The sequence below is a fragment of the Streptomyces sp. NPDC001980 genome, from assembly GCF_040296885.1.
GTDB lineage: Bacteria > Actinomycetota > Actinomycetes > Streptomycetales > Streptomycetaceae > Streptomyces.
Genome location: NZ_JBEOYD010000040.1, coordinates 1 through 23,342, shown reverse-complemented (window position 1 = coordinate 23,342; position 23,342 = coordinate 1). Strand labels below are relative to the sequence as shown.

The 23,342-nt window shown below is 72.7% G+C and carries 18 protein-coding genes; 13 read left to right on the top strand and 5 right to left on the bottom strand.

From position 1 onward, the window contains the following. Nucleotides 1–12: 12 nt before the first annotated feature. The gene (locus tag ABT137_RS40305) at nucleotides 13–1,377 is read left to right on the top strand and encodes a peptidoglycan recognition protein family protein (protein WP_351716800.1); all 1,365 of its coding nucleotides are present in this window, start codon (nucleotides 13–15) and stop codon (nucleotides 1,375–1,377) included. A 162-nt stretch (nucleotides 1,378–1,539) separates the two neighbouring features. Continuing rightward, nucleotides 1,540–2,622, top strand: coding sequence for a mannose-1-phosphate guanylyltransferase (gene manB, locus ABT137_RS40300; protein WP_351716799.1), 1,083 nt, complete (start codon nucleotides 1,540–1,542; stop codon nucleotides 2,620–2,622). Between the two features lie 197 nt (nucleotides 2,623–2,819). Here manB and ABT137_RS40295 read toward each other — a convergent pair whose 3' ends face one another. From ABT137_RS40295 to ABT137_RS40280, 4 genes are all read right to left on the bottom strand, one after another. Further along, nucleotides 2,820–3,830, bottom strand: a complete 1,011-nt coding sequence (locus ABT137_RS40295; RefSeq protein ID WP_351716797.1) for a DNA-3-methyladenine glycosylase family protein — start codon at nucleotides 3,828–3,830, stop codon at nucleotides 2,820–2,822. Between the two features lie 141 nt (nucleotides 3,831–3,971). Beyond that, on the bottom strand, nucleotides 3,972–5,339 hold the full coding sequence (locus ABT137_RS40290) for a coenzyme F420-0:L-glutamate ligase (protein WP_351716795.1): 1,368 nt from the start codon (nucleotides 5,337–5,339) through the stop codon (nucleotides 3,972–3,974). Beyond that, entirely contained in the window at nucleotides 5,336–6,295 is a 960-nt protein-coding gene (gene cofD / locus ABT137_RS40285; RefSeq protein WP_351716794.1) for a 2-phospho-L-lactate transferase, read from the bottom strand. The genes ABT137_RS40290 and cofD overlap by 4 nt, the downstream gene beginning before the upstream one ends. 33 nt (nucleotides 6,296–6,328) lie before the next feature. Further along, nucleotides 6,329–6,829, bottom strand: a complete 501-nt coding sequence (locus tag ABT137_RS40280) for a cysteine dioxygenase (protein WP_351716792.1) — start codon at nucleotides 6,827–6,829, stop codon at nucleotides 6,329–6,331. Between the two features lie 625 nt (nucleotides 6,830–7,454). Between ABT137_RS40280 and ABT137_RS40275 the strand changes: the two genes are divergently transcribed. The 3 genes from ABT137_RS40275 (at nucleotide 7,455) to ABT137_RS40265 (ending at nucleotide 13,108) form a co-directional block, all read left to right on the top strand. After that, nucleotides 7,455–7,718: a WhiB family transcriptional regulator gene (locus tag ABT137_RS40275; RefSeq protein WP_003975777.1), complete on the top strand. Its 264-nt coding sequence runs from the start codon at nucleotides 7,455–7,457 to the stop codon at nucleotides 7,716–7,718. A 204-nt stretch (nucleotides 7,719–7,922) separates the two neighbouring features. Next, nucleotides 7,923–11,621 carry a glycosyltransferase gene (locus ABT137_RS40270; RefSeq protein WP_351716790.1) on the top strand — a complete coding sequence of 1,233 codons (3,699 nt, stop codon included), beginning with the start codon at nucleotides 7,923–7,925 and terminating at the stop codon, nucleotides 11,619–11,621. Then, nucleotides 11,618–13,108, top strand: a complete 1,491-nt coding sequence (locus tag ABT137_RS40265; RefSeq protein ID WP_351716788.1) for a DUF5719 family protein — start codon at nucleotides 11,618–11,620, stop codon at nucleotides 13,106–13,108. The genes ABT137_RS40270 and ABT137_RS40265 overlap by 4 nt, the downstream gene beginning before the upstream one ends. A 26-nt stretch (nucleotides 13,109–13,134) precedes the next feature. On the opposite strand, the gene ABT137_RS40260 is transcribed toward ABT137_RS40265, so the two are convergent. Further along, nucleotides 13,135–13,587 carry a metallopeptidase family protein gene (locus ABT137_RS40260; protein WP_351716899.1) on the bottom strand — a complete coding sequence of 151 codons (453 nt, stop codon included), beginning with the start codon at nucleotides 13,585–13,587 and terminating at the stop codon, nucleotides 13,135–13,137. A gap of 278 nt (nucleotides 13,588–13,865) precedes the next feature. On the opposite strand from ABT137_RS40260, the gene ABT137_RS40255 reads away from it, so the two are divergent. The 8 genes from ABT137_RS40255 to ABT137_RS40220 form a co-directional block, all read left to right on the top strand. Then, nucleotides 13,866–14,291, top strand: a complete 426-nt coding sequence (locus tag ABT137_RS40255; protein ID WP_351716897.1) for a DUF3499 domain-containing protein — start codon at nucleotides 13,866–13,868, stop codon at nucleotides 14,289–14,291. Nucleotides 14,292–14,454: 163 nt separating this feature from the next. Then, nucleotides 14,455–16,071: an L-lactate permease gene (locus ABT137_RS40250; RefSeq protein WP_351716896.1), complete on the top strand. Its 1,617-nt coding sequence runs from the start codon at nucleotides 14,455–14,457 to the stop codon at nucleotides 16,069–16,071. 294 nt (nucleotides 16,072–16,365) lie between these two features. Then, on the top strand, nucleotides 16,366–17,733 hold the full coding sequence (locus ABT137_RS40245; protein WP_351716786.1) for a phosphomannomutase/phosphoglucomutase: 1,368 nt from the start codon (nucleotides 16,366–16,368) through the stop codon (nucleotides 17,731–17,733). A 590-nt stretch (nucleotides 17,734–18,323) separates the two neighbouring features. Continuing rightward, nucleotides 18,324–18,494 (top strand): Trm112 family protein, encoded by a 171-nt coding sequence (locus tag ABT137_RS40240; RefSeq protein ID WP_293993735.1) that lies wholly within the window; start codon nucleotides 18,324–18,326, stop codon nucleotides 18,492–18,494. Nucleotides 18,495–18,549: 55 nt separating this feature from the next. After that, a complete protein-coding gene (locus tag ABT137_RS40235) occupies nucleotides 18,550–19,677 on the top strand; it encodes an SIS domain-containing protein (RefSeq protein ID WP_351716784.1) in 1,128 nt (375 codons plus the stop codon). Between the two features lie 219 nt (nucleotides 19,678–19,896). Then, nucleotides 19,897–21,048, top strand: coding sequence for a mannose-6-phosphate isomerase, class I (gene manA, locus ABT137_RS40230; RefSeq protein WP_351716782.1), 1,152 nt, complete (start codon nucleotides 19,897–19,899; stop codon nucleotides 21,046–21,048). 191 nt (nucleotides 21,049–21,239) lie between these two features. Further along, the gene (locus ABT137_RS40225; protein WP_351716780.1) at nucleotides 21,240–22,220 is read left to right on the top strand and encodes a cation diffusion facilitator family transporter; all 981 of its coding nucleotides are present in this window, start codon (nucleotides 21,240–21,242) and stop codon (nucleotides 22,218–22,220) included. 256 nt (nucleotides 22,221–22,476) lie between these two features. Further along, on the top strand, nucleotides 22,477–23,342 hold an 866-nt coding region (locus ABT137_RS40220; protein ID WP_351716778.1), incomplete at its 3' end, for an adenosylhomocysteinase.

Below are 23,342 nucleotides of genomic sequence, written 5' to 3'. Positions count from 1 at the left end.
GTTTGTCTTACTATGTTCAATATCAGGGGCATGCGTGGATTCCTGACTTGCTCGATCGGCGTCACCTGCGCGGCGGCCCTCACTCTCCCGCCGGCCGTGCTGAACGTGCCGTCCGCGGCCGCCGCACCCGCGGACCGGGCCACGACCACCGCCCGCCCCGCCACGACGGCCCTCTCCGGCAGCACCCAGTCGCTGCCCCTCACCCCCCGCACCCGCGAGCGCGTCCTCGGGCAGGCCCCCGAACAGGGCGCGTACAGCACCGACGTACGGCACTTCTCGCTCCTCGGTGTCAGCTGGGACGACCCCCGAACCGAACTGCACGGCCGGGTCCAGGTACGCACCCGGTCCGCCGCCACCGGCCACTGGTCGGGCTGGCAGGACGTCGACACGCACAACGCCGACCACGGCGCCGACCCGGACACGGCGGAGGCCTCCGCCGGCCGGGCGCACGGCGCCACCGCGCCCCTGTGGGTGGGCGACTCGGACGGAGTGGACGTACGCGTGCGCACCGAAGCCGGCCCCGGCCCCGGCATCGGACGCGACCTGCTCCCGGCCGGCCTGCGCCTCGAACTCGTCGACCCCGGCGACGAGGCCCCGTCCGAGGGCCCGCCCGCCGACAGTCCGCGCACCGACACCGAGGCCGACTCGGCGGCCACGGTCAACGCCGACCTCGTGTCCTTCGCCGCCACCGAGATCCCCGCGCTGAGCCGGGAGGACACCGAACGCGAATTCCGCGAGCTGAACGCCGCCGCCGCCCCGCTCGCCAAGCCGTACATCGGACCGCGCCCGAGGATCGTCACCCGCCGCGGCTGGGGCGCCGACGAGTCGCTGCGCGAGAAGGGGTTCGTCTACACGGGGAAGGTCAAGGCGGCCTTCGTCCACCACACCGCATCCGGCAACGGTTACCGCTGCTCCGAGGCCCCGTCCGTCATCCGCAGTATCTACCGCTACCACGTGGTGAGCATGGGCTGGCGGGACATCGGCTACAACTTCCTCGTCGACAAGTGCGGAGCCATCTACGAGGGCCGCGCCGGGGGAGCGGCGAAGGCCGTCAGGGGCGCCCACACCCTCGGGTTCAACAACAACAGCATGGGTATCGCGGTGATCGGCACATTCGGCTCCCACAAGCCGCCCGCGGCCGCCGTGACCGCCGTCGCCAAGCTCACCGCCTGGAAACTCGGGCTCTTCGGGGCCAATCCGAAGGGAAAGACATATCTGAAGTCCGGGGGTGGCAATCTCTACCCAAAGGGGAAGAACGTACGACTGAACGTGATCTCCGGCCACAGGGACGGGTACGCCACCGAATGCCCAGGCGCCAAGCTCTACGCCAAGCTCGGCTCGGCCCGGACCAGCTCCGCGCACCTTCAGGGACGCTGAGTACGGGGCCGGCGGTCAACGCCGTCGGGGGCAGTCGGGGGAAAACCGCACACCCATGCCGCGTGGCACCGCGCGGCCGTCGAGGGCGCCGTCGCACGGTCTGCATACACTGGCCGGCCGACAGAGAGTTCGGCCGGTCCCGGCAGGAAGCAGAGACGACAGGTGACAGAAGCGATCCTCCTGGTCGGCGGCAAAGGCACCCGGCTGCGCCCGCTCACGGTCCACACGCCCAAGCCGATGGTCCCGGCGGCCGGCGTGCCGTTCCTGACGCACCAGCTGGCCAGAGCCAGAGCGGCGGGCGTGGAGCACATCGTCCTCGCGACGAGCTACCTGGCGGAGGTCTTCGAACCGTACTTCGGCGACGGCGCGGCGCTCGGCCTGCACATCGAGTACGTCACCGAGGAGGAGCCCCTCGGCACCGGCGGCGCGATCCGCAACGTGGCCCCCCGGCTGCACTCCGGCCCCGACGACCCGGTCCTGATCTTCAACGGCGACATCCTGACCGGGCTGGACATCCGCGCCCTGGTGGCCACGCACGAGTCGACGTCCGCGGACGTCTCTCTCCACCTCACGAAGGTGACGGACCCGCGCGCGTACGGCCTCGTCCCCACCGACGGGACGGGCCGCGTCCTCGCCTTCCTGGAGAAGCCGCAGACGCCCGAGGAGATCGTCACCGACCAGATCAACGCGGGGGCGTACGTCTTCCGCCGCTCGGTCATCGACACGATCCCGGCGGGCCGCCCGGTGTCGGTGGAGCGGGAGACCTTCCCGGAACTCCTCGCGGCCGGCGCCCACCTCCAGGGCATGGTCGACTCCACGTACTGGCTCGACCTCGGCACGCCCGCGGCCTTCGTCCGCGGCTCGGCGGACCTCGTCCTGGGCCGCGCCCCGTCCCCGGCGGTCCCCGGCCGCTGCGGCGACCGCCTCATCCTCCCCACCGCCCGGGTCGCGGCGGACGCGAAGCTGACGGGCGGCACGGTGGTGGGCGAGGGCGCGTTCGTGGCGGAGGGCGCGCGGGTCTTCGGCTCGACGATCCTCCCGGGCGCCGTGATCGAACCCGGCGCCGTCATCACCGACTCCCTCATCGGCAACCGCGCCCGCGTCGGCGAACGCTCGGTCCTCACCGGCACGGTGATCGGCGACGGCGCGGTCATCGGCGCCGACAACGAACTGCGGGACGGCGCGAGGGTGTGGTGCGACGCGATGATCCCGGCGGGGGCGGTGCGGTTCTCCTCGGACCAGTAGGGGTGGTGGCGGTGGCGGGCTGACCGCGGGCGCGTGGGGGCTGATCACGCAGTCCCCCGCGCCCCTTACGGGGCGCTTCACAGCTACCCAGCTGCGGGCAGGCGTGCCGCAGGGCGGCACGGGTGGGCGCTGGGGGTCCCCCCCTCTGGGGGAGGCACCCTGCAAGCGCCGGTAAGCGTCCCCCCGCCCCCACCCGCTCACAACCGGCCGATATCCCCCCGCGGCATCCGCGGCGCCCTCCTCGCCGGCGTATGCCCACTCAGCAGAATCAACCGAGCCGCCCGATGCCGCTGCCCCGCATAAGGCTCAAGCAGCCGCAGCATCACCTCGTCGTCGGCATGCCGGTCCCCGGCCAGCGCAAACCCGACGATCCCCGGCAGGTGCAGGTCCCCGACCGTCACCGCATCGGCCGCCCCATGACTGCGCTGCACGGTCTCCGCCGACGTCCACGGCCCCACCCCCGGCACCACCTCCAGCCGCGCCTGCGCCGCCTCCGCCGCCATCCCCACGGCCTGCTCCAGCCGCGCGGCGACCCGCACCGCCCGCAGGATCGTCGAGGCCCGCTTGTCGTCGACCCCGGCCTTGTGCCACTCCCAGGAAGGAATCAGCGCCCAGGTACGCGGTGCCGGCATCACCCACATCGGCCGCTCGCCCACCCCCGCGGGGCCCGGCGCGCGCTCCCCGAACCTGCGCACCAGCAACCGCCAGGCCCGGTACGCCTCGTCGGTGGTGACCTTCTGCTCCAGGACCGACGGGATCAACGACTCCAGCACCAGCCCGGTCCGCGTCAGCCGCAACCCCGGCCGCCGGTGCCGGGCCGCCGCCACGACCCGGTGCCGGGGCACGAACACGGACGGGTCATCGGCCGCACCGAGCATCTCCGGCAACTGCTCCAGCAGCCACTCGGCCCCCGGCCCCCAGGCCTCCCCGCGCACCTCACCGCCGTACCCGGCGACCCGCAGCGTCCCCGGCCCGGCAGGGGTGAGACTGGCCCGCCACACGGACCCGTCCCGGGTGGCCCGAAAGGTCGGATCCCCGGGCCCCCGCCGCAGCGGCCCCAGCACGAGCCCCAGATCAAGAACTCCGTCGGGCTTCCAGAGCCGAACCCGTGCCGGCGCGGCAGCCTGCCGAGGCACCCCGGCAGGCACGACAACCTGCCCACCCCGCACCGTCGTACGCGTGGGCTTAGGAGCAAACCGACCAGCCACTCAAAGAATCCTAGGCCTCAAGCGCCCCTGATAAGGGGCGCGGGGCTGTGTCTGATGCGGCTCCGCCGCGTGGGCGCCAGCCCCCACGAACCCGCACTCGCCCACGAAACCGATCCCCCCGAACCGAAGGCGCAAAGCAACTCACCGCACCTCGATAAAGTCCCCGACCTCCCTCGGCGCCCTCTCCCGCGGCTCCTCCGCGGCCTTCCCCACCGCAACCGCCCCCATCGGATCCCACCCCTTGGGCAGCTCCAACACCTCCCGCACCACATCCCGGCAGAACATCGTCGACGAGACCCACGCCGACCCCAGCTGCTCCCCGGCCAGCGCGACCAGGAAGTTCTGCACCGCGGCCCCCGCCGCGACCACGAACATCTCCCGCTCGGCCGCGTCCCGCCGCGCGTCCCCGTACGTGTGCGACCCGTCCATCACGAGACAGGGCACGACCAGGTACGGCGCGTTCCGCAGCACGTCCCCCCGCCGCACCCGCTTGGCGATGGACTCCTCCGACTTGCCGTCCTTGCGCAGGTCGGCGATCCACGCGTCGCGCATCGCGTCCAGCAGCCGGACGCGCGCCTCGGCCGACTCCAGCAGCACGAACCGCCACGGCGTCGTGTGATGCGGCGCCGGCGCGGTCACGGCCGCGGCGACCGCCCGCCGTACCGCCCCGGGGTCGACGGGGTCGTCGGTGAACGCCCGCACCGTCCGCCGCAGCGTCACCGCCTCCCGGACCGCCTCGGACGTCCCGAGCCGGAACATGTCGCTGCCCGCGTCCCGGACCAGCGCCCGCGCGCCGTCCCCGTCGTCGTCGGTGTCCGCCACGGCATGCGCGAGGCCCCGTACCACGGCGACCGGCATCCCTGTCGCCTTGCCCTTCACCAGATCGCCGGCGGCGGCCAGTTCGTCGGCCGTGGCGACGACCGTAGCGACCAGCGGATTGCCGTGGGCGTCCACGCCCCCGCGCAGATCGTCCAGCACCTCCACGCCGGCGGCGCCGATGGTGACGTCCGTGAGCCCCGAGCGCCAGGGTCGCCCGAAGGTGTCCGTGACGACGACGCCGACGTTGACGCCCAGCGCGTCCCGCAGGCCCGCGCGGACGGCACGGGCCGAGGCGTCGGGATCCTCGGGCAGCAACAGCACCGTCCCGGCGGGGGTGTTGGACGCGTCCACCCCGGCCGCCGCCATGACCAGGCCCTGCCGGTTCTCCACGATCCGCAGGATCCCGCGCCGGGCCACCACCCGCACGGTCTCGGCGTCGATCGCCGCCTCCCGGTCGGTGGCCTCGACGATCCGTCCCTCGGCCTTGGAGACGATCTTGGACGTGACGATCACCACGTCCCCGTCGGCCAGGCCCGGCTCGGCCGCGGCGATCAGCTTTGCCAGGTCGTCGCCCTGCTGGACCTCGGGGATCCCGGGCAGCGCCCACACCCGGTACGCGGGCACCGCGTCGGTCGTGTCGGTCGTATCGGTCGTGTCGGCCGTGCCGGTCGCGTCGATCGCGTCGGTCATGCCCCGCGCACCTCCTCGGCCAGCGCCAGTGCCTCCCGGGCCATCTGCGCGGCCGCGTCCAGGTCGGTCATCATCAGCGGTACGGCCCGGCAGCGGATGCCGGCCGCCTCCACGCGCGCGACGCCGCCCGCGTCCACGGAGTCGACGAGCCAGCCGTCCAGCAGCCCGGAGCCGTAGTGCTCGGCGACCGCCGCCGCCGTCGACTCCACGCCCACCGCCGCGAGCACCTTGTCGGCCATCCCGCGCACCGGCGCGTCCCCGACGATGGGGGAGAGGCCCACCACCGGCACCCCGGCGTCCGCGATGGCCTCCCGGATGCCGGGCACCGCGAGGATCGTGCCGACGGAGACCACCGGGTTGGACGGCGGGAAGAGGATCACGTCCGCCTCGGCGATGGCCTCCAGGACGCCGGGCGCCGGCTTGGACTGCTCGGCGCCGACCGGGACGACCGCCTCGGCGGGGACGCCCGCCCGCAGCCGTACCCAGTACTCCTGGAAGTGCACCGCCCTGCGCTCGCCGTCGAGCTCGACGGCCACGTGGGTCTCGACCCGGTCGTCGGTCATCGGGATCAGCTTCACGCCCGGCTTCCAGCGGTCGCACAGCGCCTCGGTCACCGCGCTCAGCGGATATCCGGCGCCCAGCATCTGGGTGCGCACGATGTGCGTCGCGAAGTCCCGGTCGCCGAGCCCGAACCAGTCCGGCCCCACCCCGTAGGCGGCGAGCTCCTCCTTGAGGTGGAAGGTCTCGTCGGCCCGCCCCCAGCCCTGCTCCTCGTCGATGCCGCCACCGAGCGTGTACATCACCGTGTCGAGGTCCGGGCAGACCTTCAGCCCGAAGAGGTGGATGTCGTCCCCGGTGTTACCGATGACGGTCACGTCGGCGTCCGGCACGGCCTGCTTCAGACCGCGCAGGAACCGGGCACCGCCGATGCCGCCTGCCAGAACCACAATGCGCATGCGCCAAGTCTTGCAGGCGGGTCCGACAACGCGTCACGCAGTCACGGGACGGGCCTCGCAAGCCGCGGCGGCCGCCGTGTGCATGGGCATCTCGGTCAGGCCCGGGTAGTAGACGTGCAGGCTCACCGCGGGCTCCAGCGCGTCGTTCACGACCTCGTGTGCGTACCCCGGCGCGAACACCCGTTGTGCGCCGGCGCCCAGCGCGCGCGTGCCGCGCTCGGTGCGTTCGGTGAGCGTGCCCTCCAGGACGGTCAGCACGCCGGAGGAGCGGCCGTGGTCGTGCAGTCCGCTGCCCTGGCCGGGCACCCAGGACAGCAGCCACACCTCGTAGCCGGGGCCGGTGCGCAGCCGGTGGTACCAGCGGCTCGTCGCGTCGTACTGGACGAGGTGCGCCCACTGCGCGCGGTCGGCGGCGATCGCACGGGCGAGGCCGACGAACTCGGCCACGGTGACCGGGTGCTCGCGCGGGGGCTGCAGCAGGTGCGTGACTTCGAGGATGTCGCCGGCGATCTGGAGGTCGTTGTCGCTGTTCATGGGGGTGCGGTGGTTCCTCAGTGAAGAAGGTCAGCGGGGAACGAAATGCGAAGACCGAGTCCGGGGGACTCGGTCTGCAGCCGGAGCGGGAGCGGTCCGGGACCGCCACGGCTCAACAGCTGCAACAGCAACAGCTACAGCGAGCGCGGGCAGCACCGTGGGACCCGGCGGTGCGGGTCGAGGTGAGTGCCAAGTTCGCGAGCATGCCCACAAGGACATCGGTTCACACCCCCCGTGTCAACTCGACGCCCGGTATGTGGGACACGGTTCACCTCATCCGGTTCACCTGGCTGCCGAAAGGTTTGTTCAGCCGGCACCCGGGACACATGGCGCACAACCGGCCACGCGAGCCACTTCGGAACGCGATCGAACATCTGGGCGTCCTTCTCCGTACAAGCTCTGTATGGGGTCGGAGGCCTCGGACGGGGCCTCGTCTGCATGTCAAGGTTTATGCCGATTTGAACACTTTCCGCACGGCCTTGGTTCCGCAGAGTGAATAACGGGCCCAATAGCAGATCTCGGCTTGACTCGCCCGGAGCAGCACACTTGTAATTTCACTCGTGTCGTTCAGCCGAAATCGGTAACGGCCGGGCACGGGGACGTGAAAGACAGACGAGGGGCGCACATGACCGAGCTGGTGCAGCAACTGCTGGTCGACGACGCGGACGAGGAACTCGGCTGGCAGGAGCGCGCGCTGTGCGCCCAGACCGACCCCGAGTCCTTCTTCCCCGAGAAGGGCGGCTCCACCAGAGAGGCCAAGAAGGTCTGCCTCGCCTGCGAGGTGCGCTCCGAGTGCCTCGAGTACGCCCTCGCCAACGACGAGCGGTTCGGTATCTGGGGCGGACTCTCCGAGCGGGAGCGCCGCCGGCTCAAGAAGGCCGCCGTCTGACCCGGGAGGGCTGCCGTCCGAAGCGGACGTTCACCCGACGCACACATCTGAGCTGCGCGAACGGCCCGTCGCCGGTGGGTTATCCACAGGCGGCGGGCCGTCGACATGCCCAGCCGATAGTGTGGGCGCTCGTCCGAGACGCCTCGCCGCCACCAGCGGGCGCAGGAGTCCACCGCAGTCCATCGAACCGGGGCCCGTACCTCGATGTCCGTGCACAGCCACACGGCAGCCGAAGCAACCGCTGCCACACCAGAGTTTCCGCGTCATGTGGTGACCGCGGTGCTCGTCTCCCACGACGGCGCCCGCTGGCTGCCCGACGCGCTCGCCGGGCTGCTCGGCCAGGAGCGCCCCGTCCAGTACGCGGTCGCGGCCGACACCGGCAGCGCGGACGACTCCGCCCAGCAGCTCACCGCGTCCCTCGGCGACGCCAACGTCCTGCACCTCGCCCGCCGCACCGGCTTCGGCCAGGCCGTCGAGGAGGCGAGCCGCACCGCGCCCGTCCTCACCCCGGACGACCTGCCGTACCTGAAGCGGCCCAGCGGCTGGGACCCGGTCACCCGCCAGTGGCGCGACGACGCCTACGACCTGCCCGAGCTGCCGTACGGCGAGCCGGTCCAGTGGCTGTGGCTGCTGCACGACGACTGCGCCCCGGAACCCGACGCCCTGGCCCAGCTGCTCCGGGTCGTCGACAACGAGATGGAGCTGGGCCGCGACGACGTGGCGGTCGTCGGCCCCAAGCTGCGCGGCTGGTACGACCGCCGGCAGCTCCTGGAGGTCGGCGTCACCATCGCCAACTCCGGCCGCCGCTGGACCGGCCTGGACCGCCGTGAGCAGGACCAGGGCCAGCACGACCACGTGCGGCCCGTGCTCTCCGTCTCCACCGCCGGCATGCTGATCCGCCGCGACGTCTTCGAGGAGCTCGGCGGCTTCGACCGCCGGCTGCCCCTGATGCGCGACGACGTCGACCTGTGCTGGCGCGCGCACAACGCCGGCCACCGCGTCCTGGTCGCCCCGGAGGCCGTCGTACGGCACGCCGAGGCCGCCTCCCGCGAGCGCCGCACCGTCGACTGCGCCGGCCGCACCGCCACCTCCCCGCACAAGGTCGACAAAGCCGGCGCCATCTACACCCTGCTGGTCAACGCCCGTACGGCCGTGCTGCCCTGGATCCTGCTCCGCCTGGTCCTCGGCACCCTGCTGCGCACCGTCGCCTACCTCGTCGGCAAGGTCCCCGGACAGGCCCTCGACGAGATCCGCGGCCTGCTGGGCACCCTGCTGCGGCCCGAGCGGATCATCGCGGGGCGGCGCAGGCGCGGCCGCTCCCAGCTCGACAAGGGCGAGCTGCGCCCCCTGTTCCCGCCGCCCGGCGCCACCGTCCGGGCCACCGTCGAACAGGTCGCGGGCAACCTCTTCGGCGCCGACGACGAGATCTCCGCGGCCGGCCGGCACGGCGGCGCGGTCGAGTCCGGTCCCGGCGGCGACGACGCCGACTTCCTGGAGATCGAGCAGTTCGCCCGCCTCAAGCGCATCGCCCGCAAACCGGGTCCGGTGCTCTTCCTGGTGCTGCTGCTGATCTCGCTGGCCGCCTGCCGCGCCCTGCTCGGCTCCGGCGCCCTCGCGGGCGGCGCCCTGCTGCCCGCTCCGGGCAGCGCGAGCGAGCTGTGGTCGCGCTACCTGGACGCCTGGCACGCGGTCGGCGCCGGCGGCACCCCCGCCGCACCGCCGTACCTCGCGATCGTCGCGTCGTTCGCCTCTCTGCTGTTCGGCTCCACCGGGCTCGCGGTCACCGTGCTGCTGGTCGCCTCGGTGCCGCTGGCCGGGTTCACCGCCTACTTCGCCTCCCGCCCGCTGGTCACCTCGCGCCTGCTGCGCGCCTGGGCGGCCATCGCCTACGCCTTCCTGCCCGCCGCCACCGGCGCCCTCGCGGGCGGCCGCATCGGCACCGCCGTCCTCGCGATCCTGCTGCCGCTGATCGCCCGCGCCGGCATCGCGGCCAGCGGCCTCGCGAACTCCTCCGGAGCGCGCGGCAGCTGGCGTGCCACCTGGGCGTACGCGCTGCTGCTGACCGTCACCACCGCGTTCACGCCGATCGTCTGGCCGATCGTCCTGGTCCTCGGCCTCGCCGTGCTCGTCGTGCGCCGCTCCGACCTGGTCGCCTCCGGCCTGCGGCTGCTGGTCCAGCTCGGCACCCCACTGCTGGTCCTCGCCCCCTGGTCGCTGACCCTGCTGCCGTTCGGCTTCTTCAAGGAGGCCGGCCTTGAGTACGGCTCCTCGGCCGCCTCCGCCCTCGACCTGCTCGGCGCCAGCCCGGGCGGCCCCGGCACCGTCGACGGGCTCCTGCTCATCGGCGTCGTCCTGGCCGCGCTCGCCGCCCTGCTGCGCTCGGAGCGCCAGTCGGCGGTCCGCACCGCCTGGGCGGTCGCCCTGGTCGGCCTGGTCTTCGCGGTCCTGTCCAACAAGTCCACCTGGGCCGGCCCCGCGACCCTCGTCTACGGCATCGCGATCCTGTCCGCAGCCGCGCTCGGCGCCGACGGGGCACGCTCGCGGGTCGCCGAGCAGAGCTTCGGCTGGCGCCAGCCGGTGGCCGCCCTGATCGCCTTCGCCGCCGCCGCGGGCCCGCTGCTGCTCGCCGCCGGCTGGATGATCGCGGGCGCCGACGGCCCGGTCGAACGCCGCGACCCCACCCAGGTGCCCGCCTTCGTCGCCGAGGACAGCAGCACCACCGACCAGGTCCGCACCCTCGTCCTCGACAGCGACAGCACCGCGCGCGTGACGTACATGCTGGTACGCGGCTCCGGCGCCCGCATGGGCGACGCCGAGGTGGCCGCCGCCGACGGCGAGAACGCCCAGCTCGACAAGGTCGTCGCCAACCTGGTCGCCGGCTCCGGCGCCGACCAGGCCGACCAACTCGGCGGGTTCGCGGTGCGCTACGTCCTGGTCCACAAGGGCGCGCCGCGTGACATCACGCGCGTGCTCGACGCCACGCCCGGCCTGTCCCGGCTCAGCCAGCAGAACGGCAGCGCCCTGTGGCGCGTCGACCAGCAGGTCTCCCGCGCGACCATCGTGTCGGCGAACGGCTCCGGCACACCCGCCTCCGTGGCCGCCGGACCCGTCGACATCCACACCACCGTCCCGACCGGCACCGACGGCCGCATCCTGCGCCTGGCCGACTCGGCCTCCCCGGGCTGGACGGCCACCCTGGACGGCAAGCCGCTCACCCGCACCACCGTCGACGGCTGGGCCCAGGGCTTCGAACTCCCCTCCTCCGGCGGGAAGCTGGACGTCACCTACGACACCCCGTTCACCCACACCGTCTGGCTGTGGGTCCAGGGTGCGCTCGCCGTCGTCCTGGTCGTCCTCGCCCTGCCCGGCCGCCGCCGTGACGTCGACGACGACCTCCCCGAGGAGCAGCCGATCCCCGCCCAGGCCACCGAGGGCGAGGGCCGCCGCGCCCGCCGCCTGCGCGCCCAGGCGGAGGCGGAGGAGGAGTTCCCGGAGTCCCAGGAGACCTCGGAGGACACCGACTTCCCGTCGACGGCTCCGCAGTCCCCGCAGTCCCCGCAGGAGGAGACCCCGGCCGCGGTCCCGCACCAGCAGTCGTACGACGAGTGGGATCCGGCGTCGTATCCGCAGGCCGACGGCTACGACACCGGTTACGCCGACCAGTACCAGGGCGCCGACGCCGGCACCGGCCAGTACCAGACCGGCGGCTACGACCAGCAGACCTACGACCCCTACCAGACCGGTCAGTACGACCCGTACGCCTACGGCGGTCAGCAGGGGCAGGCGGCGTACGACCCGACGTACCAGCAGGGCTACGAGCCGGCCTACGACCCCGCCTATGACCCGGCCGCCCAGCAGCACCACGGCACCGGCGGCGAGCACCACGACGGGAGCCAGCAGTGAACCGCACCACCCTGTCCCTGCTCGCCGGTACGGCGGCCCTCGCGGCGGTCACCGGGTTCGCCGAGCTCAACGCGCCGGCCACCACGCCCGCGCACACCGCCGAGGCGGCCGCCCAGCTGCCGGTGGAGCGCTCCACGCTGCTGTGCCCGGCGCCCAGCCTGTCCGACATCGCGGACACCTCGTACACGTCGTTCACACCCGTCACCAAGGGCACCACGAGCGACGGCAAGGCCGGACTCCAGGCCGCCACCGAGCAGTCGGCGGACGGGACGGGCGGCGGCAAGAAGAAGGCCGCCAAGCCCGTCCTCACCCCCAAGACGCCCGGCACACCGGCCACCGGCGACACCTCCGGTGCCGACGGGCCCGCCTACGTCGGTACCGCCGAGGGCAAGTACGCCCCCGGCTGGACGGTCCAGGAGACCACCGAGGTCGCCGCGGGCACCGGGCGCGGCCTCCAGGGGGTCAACTGCACGGCGGCCGACACCGACTTCTGGTTCCCCGGCGCCAGCACCGCCGCGAGCCGCACGGACTACGTGCACCTCACCAACCCCGACGACGGTGCCGCGGTGGTCGACATCGAGCTGTACGGCAAGGACGGCCAGCTCAAGTCCTCGGTGGGGGAGGGCATCACGGTCCAGCCGCACGCCAGTGAGCCGGTCCTGCTGTCCACGCTCACCGACGAGCGCCAGACCGACCTGACCGTGCACGTGAGCGTGCGCAGCGGCCGGGTCGGCGCGAGCGTGCAGGCCCTGGACGACAAGTCCGGCGGCGACTGGCTGGCCGCCTCCGCCGATCCGGCGGGCAGCCTGGTGCTGCCGGGCATCCCCAAGGACGCCACCGACGTCCGGCTGATCGCCTTCACCACCGGCGACAGCGACGCGGACCTGAAGGTGCGCCTCGCCTCCCCGGACGGCACGATCACCCCGGCCGGCAACGAGACGCTGCACGTGAAGGCGGGCATGACCACCGCGACCGACCTCGGCGACGTCACGCGCGGCGAGGCGGGCTCGCTCATCCTCACGCCCTCCGACCAGTCCGTCCCGGTGGTGGCCGCGCTGCGCGTCACCCGCGGCAAGGGCGGCAACCAGGAGACCGCGTACATCCCGGCGACCGCACCGGTCGGCACGCGCGCGACGTCCGCCGACAACAGCGGCAAGGGCACCACCCTCTCCCTGACCGCGCCCACCGGAACCGCCCAGGTCAAGGTCACGGCGTCGGCGGGCAGCGGCGGCGGCACGGCGGTGTCCAAGACGTTCACGATCAAGTCCGGCACCACTCAGAACGTCGACGCCCCGGTCCCGTCCGGTCTGAAGGGCACCTACGCCCTGACCGTGGAGACGGTCTCCGGGGGCCCGGTCTACGGCGCCCGCACCCTGGCGGCCACCGAGGGCGGCGTCCCGGGCTTCACGATCCAGACCCTCCCGGACGACCGCGGCACGGTGGCCGTACCGGAGGCGGACCAGGACGTGGCGGTGCTGCAGAAGTAGGCAGGCGGCGCGCGGTCGCCGGGGGCTCAGTCCTCGCCGTACCGGGGATCGACGGTCTCCGGGGTGAGGCCGAGCAGCTCGGCGACCTGCTCCACGACGACCTCGTGCACCAGCGCGGCCCGCTCGTCGCGCCCCTTGGTGCGGATCTCGACCGGCCGCCGGTAGACGACCACGCGTGCCCGGCGTCCCTCGCGCGCGGGAATGATGCCGCCCAGCGGCACCGCCTCGTCGCCCCAGCTCTCGCCGTGCCGGTCCTGGAGCCGGGGCACTTCGAGCACCAGAAAATCGATGTCGGCGAGCTGCGGCCAGCGCCGCTCCAGGCGCTCCACGGAGTCCTGGACCAGGTCCGCGAACACGTCGGCGCGGCTCGCGGCCAGCGGCACCTGAGGCGGTGCGATCGGCCCGCGCATGCCCCGACCGTGGCGATCGCGTCGACGAGGCCCGGGGCCGGCGGCACGGGGCGGTACACGGTTGTCCATCACTGGTGAAGCGTAGTCCTCGCGGGCTCCGGCCGCGCCGCTCCACGCACCGACACCGCCCGGGACGGCATGTCACAGGATGACCATTCCGGCCAAGGTTGGGCTCGTTTCCGTATCTCCACGAGACCGGCGAACTCAAGGCAATTGACGGTGTTTGTACCGACTCGTGACCGCATGAGGTGCTGGCCGTGCCGCTGGACGATCCCTTCCGTGCAGGTCAGAAGGGCGTGTCGGGAGGGGGGTGTGGGGCGTTTCACAGTACGACACGGTGGAGTGACCTGGGGGAGAGTCGTCGCGGCCCGCTCAAGAGTGCGGTACCGTCCAACGTCGTGAGCCCTGTACGTCGCTGTTCGCGAACTGCCTGCGGCCGACCCGCCGTCGCGACGCTGACGTACGTCTACGCCGACTCGACCGCGGTCCTCGGCCCGCTCGCCACCTACGCCGAACCCCACTGCTACGACCTGTGCGCCGAGCACTCCGAGCGCCTCACCGCCCCGCGCGGCTGGGAGGTCGTCCGCCTCGTCGACGGCTCCGCTCCCGCGCGTCCGAGCGGGGACGACCTGGAGGCGCTGGCGAACGCGGTGCGCGAGGCGGCCCGCCCCCAGGAGCGGGCGGCCGGGGCGGGCGGCGGCGGCCGCGGCGCGGACCCGATGGAGGTCGCACGGCGCGGCCATCTGCGGGTGCTGCGGTCTCCGGACAACTGAGCTCTCCCCGGGCCTCCCTTTCACGCCATCGCTTTCCACGCGGGTGACGCGGGTGCATTCCGCGGTGCACGCCCATTGACGCGCGCTTGTCGCGGACACGACCATTTCGGGTAGCCGTCGGCGGGAAATCGCTTTCCGCATGCCGGAATCCGGGGAGGCGCCCGTGTACGTCCAGGAACTGGAACCCGTCGCCGACTCGCTCGGCCTGTCCGCCCTCGTCGCCGCCCTGCCGCTGCTGATCGTCCTGGTCCTGCTCGGCGGGGTCCGCATGAAGGCTCACCTGGCGGGACTGAGCGGCCTTCTCGCCGCCGCACTCGTCGCGAGGCTCGCCTACCGCATGCCGCTGGACCAGACCCTCTCCAGCGCCGTCCAAGGCGCCGCGTTCGGCCTGTTCCCCATCCTGTGGATCGTCGTCAACGCCCTGTGGGTGTACCGCATGACGGTCCGCACCCGCCACTTCGACGTCCTGCGCCGCTCGTTCGGGCGACTCTCCGACGACCCGCGCATCCAGGCCCTCGTGGTCGCCTTCTGCTTCGGCGCCCTCCTGGAGGCGCTCGCCGGCTTCGGCGCCCCGGTCGCGATCTGCTCGGTGATGCTCGTCGCCCTCGGCTTCGACCCGGTCCGCGCGGCCGTCGTCTCCCTGGTGGCCAACACCGCGCCGGTGGCCTTCGGCGCGATGGGCACCCCGGTGGTGACGCTGGCTCAGGTCACCGGTCTGCCCCTGGACTCGGTCGCCTCCGTCGTCGGCCGCCAGACCCCGCTCCTCGCCCTGGTGGTGCCCCTGGTGCTGGTCGGCCTGGTCGACGGCGTACGCGGGCTCCGCGAGACCTGGGTGCCGGCCCTGATGTGCGGAGTCGCCTTCGCCGCCGCCCAGTTCGCCGTCTCCAACTACGTCTCCGCCCAACTCGCCGACATCTGCGCCGCCCTGGCCGGCGCGGCCGCCCTGCTCGCCGTACCGCACGCGCGCGTGCCCGCGGCCGAGGAGGTCCGCGCGGCCGTCCTCACGGGCGCCCGCAGCACGGACCTGGACGAGCGCGACGAACGGCCTCAAGTCCTGCGCGCCTACACCCCGTACGCCCTGATCATCGCGGTCTTCTCGATCGCCCAGATCCCGCCGGTCAAGGACTGGCTGGCGAAGGCGAACCGCGTCTACGACTGGCCTTTCCTGGACGTCGTCAACCCGAAGGGCGAACCGGTCGGAGGGAATCTCTTCACCTGGCCGGTCGTCTCCACGGGCGGCACGCTGGTCCTGTTCGCCGGCATCGCCACGGCGGCCGTCCTGCGCGTGCACGCGCGCGTGGCGGTCGCGGAATGGGCTGCGACCGTACGCGAGTTGCGGTTCGCGATCCTCACCGTGACGTCCGTCCTCGCCCTCGCCTACGTCATGAACCTCTCCGGACAGGCGGCGACGATCGGCCACTTCGTGGCGGCGGCAGGCGCGGGTCTGGCCTTCCTCTCCCCGGTCCTCGGCTGGTTCGGCGTCGCCGTCTCCGGCTCCGACACCTCGGCCAACGCGCTCTTCGGAGCCCTCCAGGTGAGCGCCGCCCACGAGTCGGGCCTCTCGCCGGAACTCCTGGCGGCCGCCAACAGCTCCGGTGGTGTGCTCGGCAAGATGGTCTCCCCGCAGAACCTCACGATCGCCTGCGCGGCGGTGGGCCTGGCGGGCCGCGAGGGCGACCTGCTGCGCAGGGTGCTGCCGTGGAGCCTCGGGCTGCTGCTGGTGATGTGCCTGATCGTGGTGGCGCAGAGCGGGCCGGTGCTGGGTTGGATGCTGCCGTGAGCCGGGGCGGGGCGGGGCGGGCGAGCGGATCCGGCCGTGACCGCCGGCCGCGTCGCGGGTGTGCACCTGGTTCCGTTGCGCGCACCTGATTCCATCCGAGCACGGCGCGCTGTGCCGGGCCGCGCTCGACCACGGCCGCCCACAGTCGACCGCGCTCGACCGCGCTCGACTGGGTCGGATCGCCGCAGATCACAGCCAGGAGCCCGCGACGTGTCCGCTGGGGGATCCGACGTCGGGGCCTCACCTGGGCCAGGTAGTTTGGGGCGACCGAGAGTATTCCAGGAGGGTTGGCCGGTGGCTGTTGCTGATCTGTCGCAGATCGTGAAGGCGTACGACGTGCGCGGAGTGGTTCCGGATCAGTGGGACGAGACGCTCGCCGAACTGTTCGGCGCCGCGTTCGTCCAGGTGACCGGTGCTGCCGCGATCGTCGTCGGCCACGACATGCGGCCCTCCTCGCCCGCTCTGTCCCGCGCCTTCGGGCGCGGTGCGGCGGCCCGGGGTGTCGACGTCACCGAAATCGGCCTGTGCTCGACCGACCAGCTGTACTACGCCTCGGGCGCCCTCGGCCTGCCCGGCGCGATGTTCACGGCCTCGCACAACCCCGCGCAGTACAACGGCATCAAGATGTGCCGCGCGGGAGCCGCGCCGGTGGGCCAGGACACGGGTCTGGCGGAGATCCGGGAGCTGACCGAGCGCTGGTTGCGGGAGGGCGCCCCCGAGCCGGCCGCCACGCCGGGAACCGTCACCACGCGCGAGACGTTGTCGGACTACGCGGCCTACCTGCGCTCACTCGTGGACCTGACCTCCATCCGCCCGCTGAAGGTCGTGGTCGACGCGGGCAACGGCATGGGCGGCCACACGGTCCCGACGGTCTTCGAGGGCCTGCCGCTGACCCTGGTCCCGATGTACTTCGAGCTGGACGGCACCTTCCCGAACCACGAGGCCAACCCGCTCGACCCCGCCAACATCGTGGATCTCCAGCAGCGCGTGCGCGCCGAGTCGGCCGACCTCGGTCTGGCCTTCGACGGCGACGCGGACCGCTGCTTCGTGGTGGACGAGCGCGGTGAGCCGGTCTCCCCGTCGGCGATCACGGCCCTGGTGGCCGCACGGGAGCTGGCGAAGAACGGCGGCACGGGCACGGTCATCCACAACCTGATCACGTCCTGGACCGTCCCCGAGGTGGTCCGGGAGAACGGCGGCACCCCCGTTCGCACGCGCGTCGGCCACTCCTTCATCAAGGCCGAGATGGCGACGTCCGGCGCGATCTTCGGCGGCGAGCACTCGGCCCACTACTACTTCAAGGACTTCTGGAACGCCGACACGGGCATGCTGGCGGCCCTGCACGTCCTCGCCGCCCTCGGCGGCCAGTCCGCCCCCCTCTCCTCCCTGGTCGACCAGTACGACCGCTACACCGGCTCCGGCGAGATCAACTCCACGGTCGCCGACCAGCAGGCCAGCCTCGCCGCGATCCGCGCGGCCTACGGCGACCGCGACGACGTCACCCTCGACGACCTCGACGGCCTCACCGTCACCGCCGCCGACTGGTGGTTCAACGTCCGCCCCTCCAACACGGAACCACTGCTCCGCCTGAACACGGAGGCAAGGGACGAGGCGACGATGACGAAGGTGCGCGACGAGGTACTGGCGATCATCAGGGCCTGACCCCGACTCCTCGCCCGCCACATCTGTCGGCGGTTTGAGTCGTCTGGTGCTGCGGGGACCTGTCGGCGATTCGAGTTACCTGGCCGCGGGGACCTGCCGGCGGTTGGAGTCGCCTGGTGCCGCACGGACTCGTCGGCGGTCCGAGTCGCTTGGCGCTACGGGGACCTGCCGACCATCCGAGCCGCGTGGCGCTGCGGGGACTTGCCGGCGGTCCGAGCCGCGTGGCGCTGCGGGGACTTGCCGGCGGTCCGAGTTGCGTGGCGCTGCGGGGATCTTTCGGTGGTCCGAGTTGCCTCGCGCCGCGGGGACCTGCCGACCATCCGAGCCGCCCCGCGCCCCGGGCACCCGTCGGCCTCCGAGGCGCCCGGTGCCCCGGGCGCCTCTCAGCCGGTCGAGTCGCCTTGCCCCGCCCTCGCTTCTCTAGCGACCGAGTCGGGTGGTGGGTGGGCAAAGGTCTCGGGGGTCCAGGGGGCGGAGCCCCCTGGGCGGTCACCCCGGCGGGGGGTCACCGGCTCTCGGCGGTCAGCCCAACCCACCCCACCGGCGGTAACCTGACCGCACGCGAACATCCACCCCCGAAGGGAACCCTCATGCCGCTCGAAGCCGGCCTCCTGGAGATCCTCGCCTGCCCGGCCTGCCACGCCACCCTCAAGGAGCAGGACGCCGAGCTGATCTGCACCGGCCAGGACTGCGGCCTGGCGTACCCCGTCCGCGACGGCATCCCCGTCCTCCTCGTCGACGAGGCCCGCCGCCCGGCGTAAGCAGCAGGTTCCACCACCGCGAAACATCAGGACCCCGGCAACCGGAGGCCGCTCCATGCTCGACGAATCGCTGCTCGACACCCCGGAGGGCCTCGCCGAGGCCGACCGCCGAGGTCTGCTGCGCGGCGCGGCCGAGGCCGGCGCCCGCGTCCGTACGGCCGCCCGGCACGCCACCGAGGCCGGTGTCCAGGAGCTGAAACCGGACGGCCGCCCGCGCGCCGTCCTGATCGCCGGCCCCGGCGTCGCCGCCACCCACGCCGCCGACCTCCTCGGCACGCTGGCCGGCCCCGGCAGCCCCGTCACCCGCCTGGCCCCCACCGGCGTCGCCCCGGCCGCCGGCGCCCTGCGCTGGGAGCTCCCCGGCTGGGCCGGCTCCGTCGACCTGCTGCTGATCGCCACCCCGGACGGCACCGAACCCAGCCTCTCCCTCCTCGCCGACCAGGCCTACCGACGCGGCTGCTCGGTCGCCGCCGTGGCCCCCGCCGACACCCCGCTCGCCGAGGCGGTGGCCGGCGCCCACGGCCTGTTCATGCCGATGGCGACGGCCCCGTACGACCAGGGCGAGCCGCTCGCCGGCTCCTCCCCGGGCGTCCTGTGGGCGCTGCTCACCCCGCTGCTCGTGCTCCTCGACCGCATCGGCCTGCTCGCCGCCCCGCCGGACGCGCTGGAGAAGGTCGCCGACCGCCTCGACCGCATCGCCGAACGCTGCGGCCCGGCCATCGTGACCTACAGCAACCCGGCCAAGACCCTCGCCGCGGAACTCGCCGACGCGCTCCCGGTGGTCTGGACGGAGGGCGACTCGGCAGGCCCGGCCGGCCGCCGCTTCGCCGCTGCCCTCGCCGAGCTGGCCGGCCGCCCCGCCCTGGTCGCCGAACTCCCCGAAGCCCTGGCCGCCCACACCGCCCTGCTCGCGGGCCCGCTCGCCGCCAGCGCCGACCCCGACGACTTCTTCCGCGACCGCGTGGACGAGTCGCCCGCGCTGCACGCGCGCGTGGTGCTGCTCCGCGACCGCCCCATCGGGGGCCTCACCGCCGCACCCGCCGCCCGCGACCTCGCCCTCGGTCACGACACCCCCATCAGCGAGCTGGAGCCCGAGGCGGGCGACGAGCTGGAGACCCTGGCGGAACTGATCGCCGTCACGGATTTCGCCGCCGTTTACCTGGCGCTCGCTTCGGGGGCCTGAAGTGGACACCGACACCGGGCCCGCCGCACGAAGGACGACCTGAGGGCCGTACCGAAGGCGAACCGGTAGGGGAACACACGGTGAACACGGCCGTCGTACGCCGCCGTACACCGTCGTGCGACCCGTGCGGCGCACCATGCACCATGTGCCTCCGTGTCCCGCGCCCCCGTGCAACCCCCGTTCGCCCCCGCCCGCAGAGAGAACCGGCAGAGAGAAGTCATGGACCTCCTCGACAACACCGTCCGCCCCTACGCCTGGGGTTCCCCGACCGCCATCCCGGAGCTGCTCGGGGTGGAGCCGAGCGGCGAGCCGCAGGCGGAGATGTGGATGGGCGCGCACCCGGGCGCCCCTTCGCGCACCGCGCGCGGCACGCTCGTCGAGGTCATCGACGCGGACCCGAAGGCCGAACTGGGTGAGGAGGCCGTGGCCAAGTTCGGCCCGCGGCTGCCCTTCCTGCTCAAGATCCTCGCCGCCGGCGCCCCCCTCTCCCTCCAGGTGCACCCCAACCTCGAGCAGGCCAGGGAGGGGTACGAGGACGAGGAGCGGCGCGGCATCCCGGTCGACGCCCCGGAACGCAACTACAAGGACGCCAACCACAAGCCCGAACTGATCTGCGCGCTCACCGAGTTCGACGGCCTGTGCGGCTTCCGTGACCCGGAGCGGACGGCCGAACTCCTCGACGGCCTCGGTGTCGACTCCCTCAAGCCGTACGTCGACCTGCTGCGCGCCCATCCCGAGGAAGCGGCCCTGCGCGCGGTCCTCACCGCGATCCTGACCGCCGACCGCGAGGAGATGGCCCGCACGGTCGCCGAGACCGCCGCCGCCTGCACCCGCCTCGGCGGCGACCACGCGCCCTACGCCGACCTCGCCCACCACTTCCCGGGCGACCCCGGCGTGATCGCCGCGATGCTCCTCAACCACGTCCGCCTGCAGCCCGGCGAGGCCCTCTTCCTCGGCGCCGGCATCCCGCACGCCTACCTCAACGGCCTCGGCGTCGAGATCATGGCCAACTCCGACAATGTCCTGCGCTGCGGCCTGACCCCCAAGCACGTCGACGTCCCCGAACTCCTGCGCGTCGTCCGCTTCGAGGCGGGCGACGCCGGTGTGCTGCGTCCCGAGGCGGCCCCGGACGGCGAGGAGGTCTACGAGACGCCGATCGACGAGTTCCGGCTCTCCCGGTACGTCCTGCCCGAGGGCACCGCGGCCCACGACCTGACCCTGCCCACCCCGCAGATCCTGCTCTGCACGGCCGGTGCGGTAGGCGTCGGCGAGTACGACCTGGCCCCCGGCCGGTCGGTGTTCGTCCCGGCGGGTGAGAAGGCGGAGGTGTGGGGCGCGGGCACGGTGTTCCGCGCCACGGTGATCGTCTGAGAGGTCCGCGTCTCTCGCGGGGTCTGATTGTCCTACCGGGGGTGTGGATACCTGATGAGCCGCTCCCGGACAGGGCTGCAAGAATGGCCCACCGGCAAAGCACGGGCAAAGACGAGTACCGGCAAGGACGGGTACACGCCCGGACGGCGTAGACGGACGACGGCGAGAACGAGAAGGGACACCGCGAACACATGAGCGCGTCAGGCGGCACCAGGGCGATCGTGGCGGCACTCGGCGCCAACCTCGCGATCGCGGTATCGAAGTTCGTGGCGTTCGCGTTCAGCGGCTCCTCGTCGATGCTCGCCGAGGGCGTCCACTCGCTCGCCGACTCCGGCAACCAGTTCCTGCTGCTCATCGGCGGCAAGAAGGCCCAGCGCGAGGCGACCCCGCAGCACCCCTTCGGCTACGGCCGCGAGCGGTACATCTACGCCTTCCTCGTCTCGATCGTCCTCTTCTCCGTCGGTGGCATGTTCGCCATCTACGAGGGCTACGAGAAGATCAGCCACCCGCACGAGGTGGAGCACTGGTACTGGCCGGTGGGCGTCCTCCTCTTCGCGATCATCGCCGAGGGCTTCTCCTTCCGGACGGCCATCAAGGAGTCCAACGAACTGCGCGGCAAGCTGTCCTGGTCGCAGTTCATCCGCCGCGCCAAGGCCCCCGAACTGCCGGTCGTCCTCCTCGAGGACTTCGGCGCACTCATCGGTCTGGTCCTCGCCCTCCTCGGCGTCGGCCTCGCCCTGATCACCGGCGACGGCGTCTGGGACGGCATCGGCACGGTCTGCATCGGCGTCCTGCTCGTCCTGATCGCCCTCGTCCTGGCCGCCGAGACCAAGTCCCTCCTGCTCGGCGAGGCCGCCGGCGTCGAGGAGGTCAAGAAGATCGAGGCCGCGATCGTCGACGGCGACACCGTCACCGGCATCATCCACATGCGCACGCTCCACCTCGGCCCCGAGGAACTCCTCGTCGCCGCCAAGATCGCCGTCCAGCACGACGACACGGCCGCCGAGGTCGCCAGGGCCATCAACGCCGCCGAGGCCCGCATCCGCACCGCGGTCCCCATCGCCCGCGTGATCTACCTGGAACCCGACATCTACAGCGAGGCGGAGGCCGCCAAGGGCCCCGACCCGGAAGCCACCCCGGGCGGCCCGACCCCCCACCCCGCCGGTCACTGACCCCCTCGAACGGCGTGATCTGTTCGGAGGCGGACTGGGGGCGGCCCGCTCCTCCGGTGTAGCTTGGGACGGAGCCAGACGTCGCTGCTGATGGCGGTCGGGCGGTCCCACACGGATCGTCCGAGGGAGAGAGGGCCTCCGACGGACTGCGCTGCGCGTACGTGGGCATGCCTGTGTCCTTTTCTCGGGCACCCCTGTCCGCGGCCGCGCAGACCAGCCCTACCCACCCTCGACCCAACCCGAGGAGCAGCTCGCAATGACGACTGTCGACAACCGACAGGACTTCAAGGTCGCCGACCTCTCCCTGGCCGCGTTCGGCCGCAAGGAGATCACTCTCGCCGAGCACGAGATGCCCGGCCTGATGTCGATCCGCAAGGAGTACGCCGAGACCCAGCCGCTGGCCGGCGCCCGCGTCACCGGCTCCCTGCACATGACCGTGCAGACCGCCGTCCTGATCGAGACCCTGGTCGCCCTGGGCGCGCAGGTCCGCTGGGCGTCCTGCAACATCTTCTCCACCCAGGACCACGCGGCCGCCGCCATCGCCGTCGGCCCGAACGGCACGCCCGACAACCCGCAGGGCATCCCGGTCTTCGCCTGGAAGGGTGAGACCCTGGAGGAGTACTGGTGGTGCACCGAGCAGGCGCTGACCTGGCCGGACAGCCCCACCGGCGGCCCCAACATGATCCTCGACGACGGCGGTGACGCCACCCTCCTCGTCCACAAGGGCGTTGAGTACGAGAAGGACGGCAAGGTCCCCTCGGTCGACACCGCCGAGTCCGACGAGCACCGCGTCATCCTCGAACTCCTGCACCGCACCATCACGGACGGCTCGCAGAAGTGGACCCAGCTCGCCTCCGAGATCCGCGGTGTGACCGAGGAGACCACGACCGGTGTCCACCGCCTGTACGAGATGCAGCGTGACGGCGTTCTGCTGTTCCCGGCGATCAACGTCAACGACGCCGTCACGAAGTCGAAGTTCGACAACAAGTACGGCTGCCGGCACTCGCTGATCGACGGTATCAACCGTGCCACCGACGTCCTGATCGGCGGCAAGACCGCGGTCGTGTGCGGCTACGGCGACGTGGGCAAGGGCTGTGCGGAGTCCCTGCGCGGACAGGGCGC

What these genes read in the sequence shown, in the direction of transcription:
- manA (WP_351716782.1), top strand. Translation starts at nt 19,897, where the DNA reads ATGGACCTCCTCGACAACACCGTCCGCCCCTACGCCTGGGGTTCCCCG.
- ABT137_RS40235 (WP_351716784.1), top strand. Translation starts at nt 18,550, where the DNA reads ATGCTCGACGAATCGCTGCTCGACACCCCGGAGGGCCTCGCCGAGGCC.
- ABT137_RS40260 (WP_351716899.1), bottom strand. Translation starts at nt 13,587, where the DNA reads ATGGACAACCGTGTACCGCCCCGTGCCGCCGGCCCCGGGCCTCGTCGA.
- ABT137_RS40280 (WP_351716792.1), bottom strand. Translation starts at nt 6,829, where the DNA reads ATGAACAGCGACAACGACCTCCAGATCGCCGGCGACATCCTCGAAGTC.
- ABT137_RS40290 (WP_351716795.1), bottom strand. Translation starts at nt 5,339, where the DNA reads ATGACCGACGCGATCGACGCGACCGGCACGGCCGACACGACCGATACG.
- ABT137_RS40305 (WP_351716800.1), top strand. Translation starts at nt 13, where the DNA reads ATGTTCAATATCAGGGGCATGCGTGGATTCCTGACTTGCTCGATCGGC.
- cofD (WP_351716794.1), bottom strand. Translation starts at nt 6,295, where the DNA reads ATGCGCATTGTGGTTCTGGCAGGCGGCATCGGCGGTGCCCGGTTCCTG.
- ABT137_RS40240 (WP_293993735.1), top strand. Translation starts at nt 18,324, where the DNA reads ATGCCGCTCGAAGCCGGCCTCCTGGAGATCCTCGCCTGCCCGGCCTGC.
- ABT137_RS40225 (WP_351716780.1), top strand. Translation starts at nt 21,240, where the DNA reads ATGAGCGCGTCAGGCGGCACCAGGGCGATCGTGGCGGCACTCGGCGCC.
- ABT137_RS40270 (WP_351716790.1), top strand. Translation starts at nt 7,923, where the DNA reads ATGTCCGTGCACAGCCACACGGCAGCCGAAGCAACCGCTGCCACACCA.
- ABT137_RS40275 (WP_003975777.1), top strand. Translation starts at nt 7,455, where the DNA reads ATGACCGAGCTGGTGCAGCAACTGCTGGTCGACGACGCGGACGAGGAA.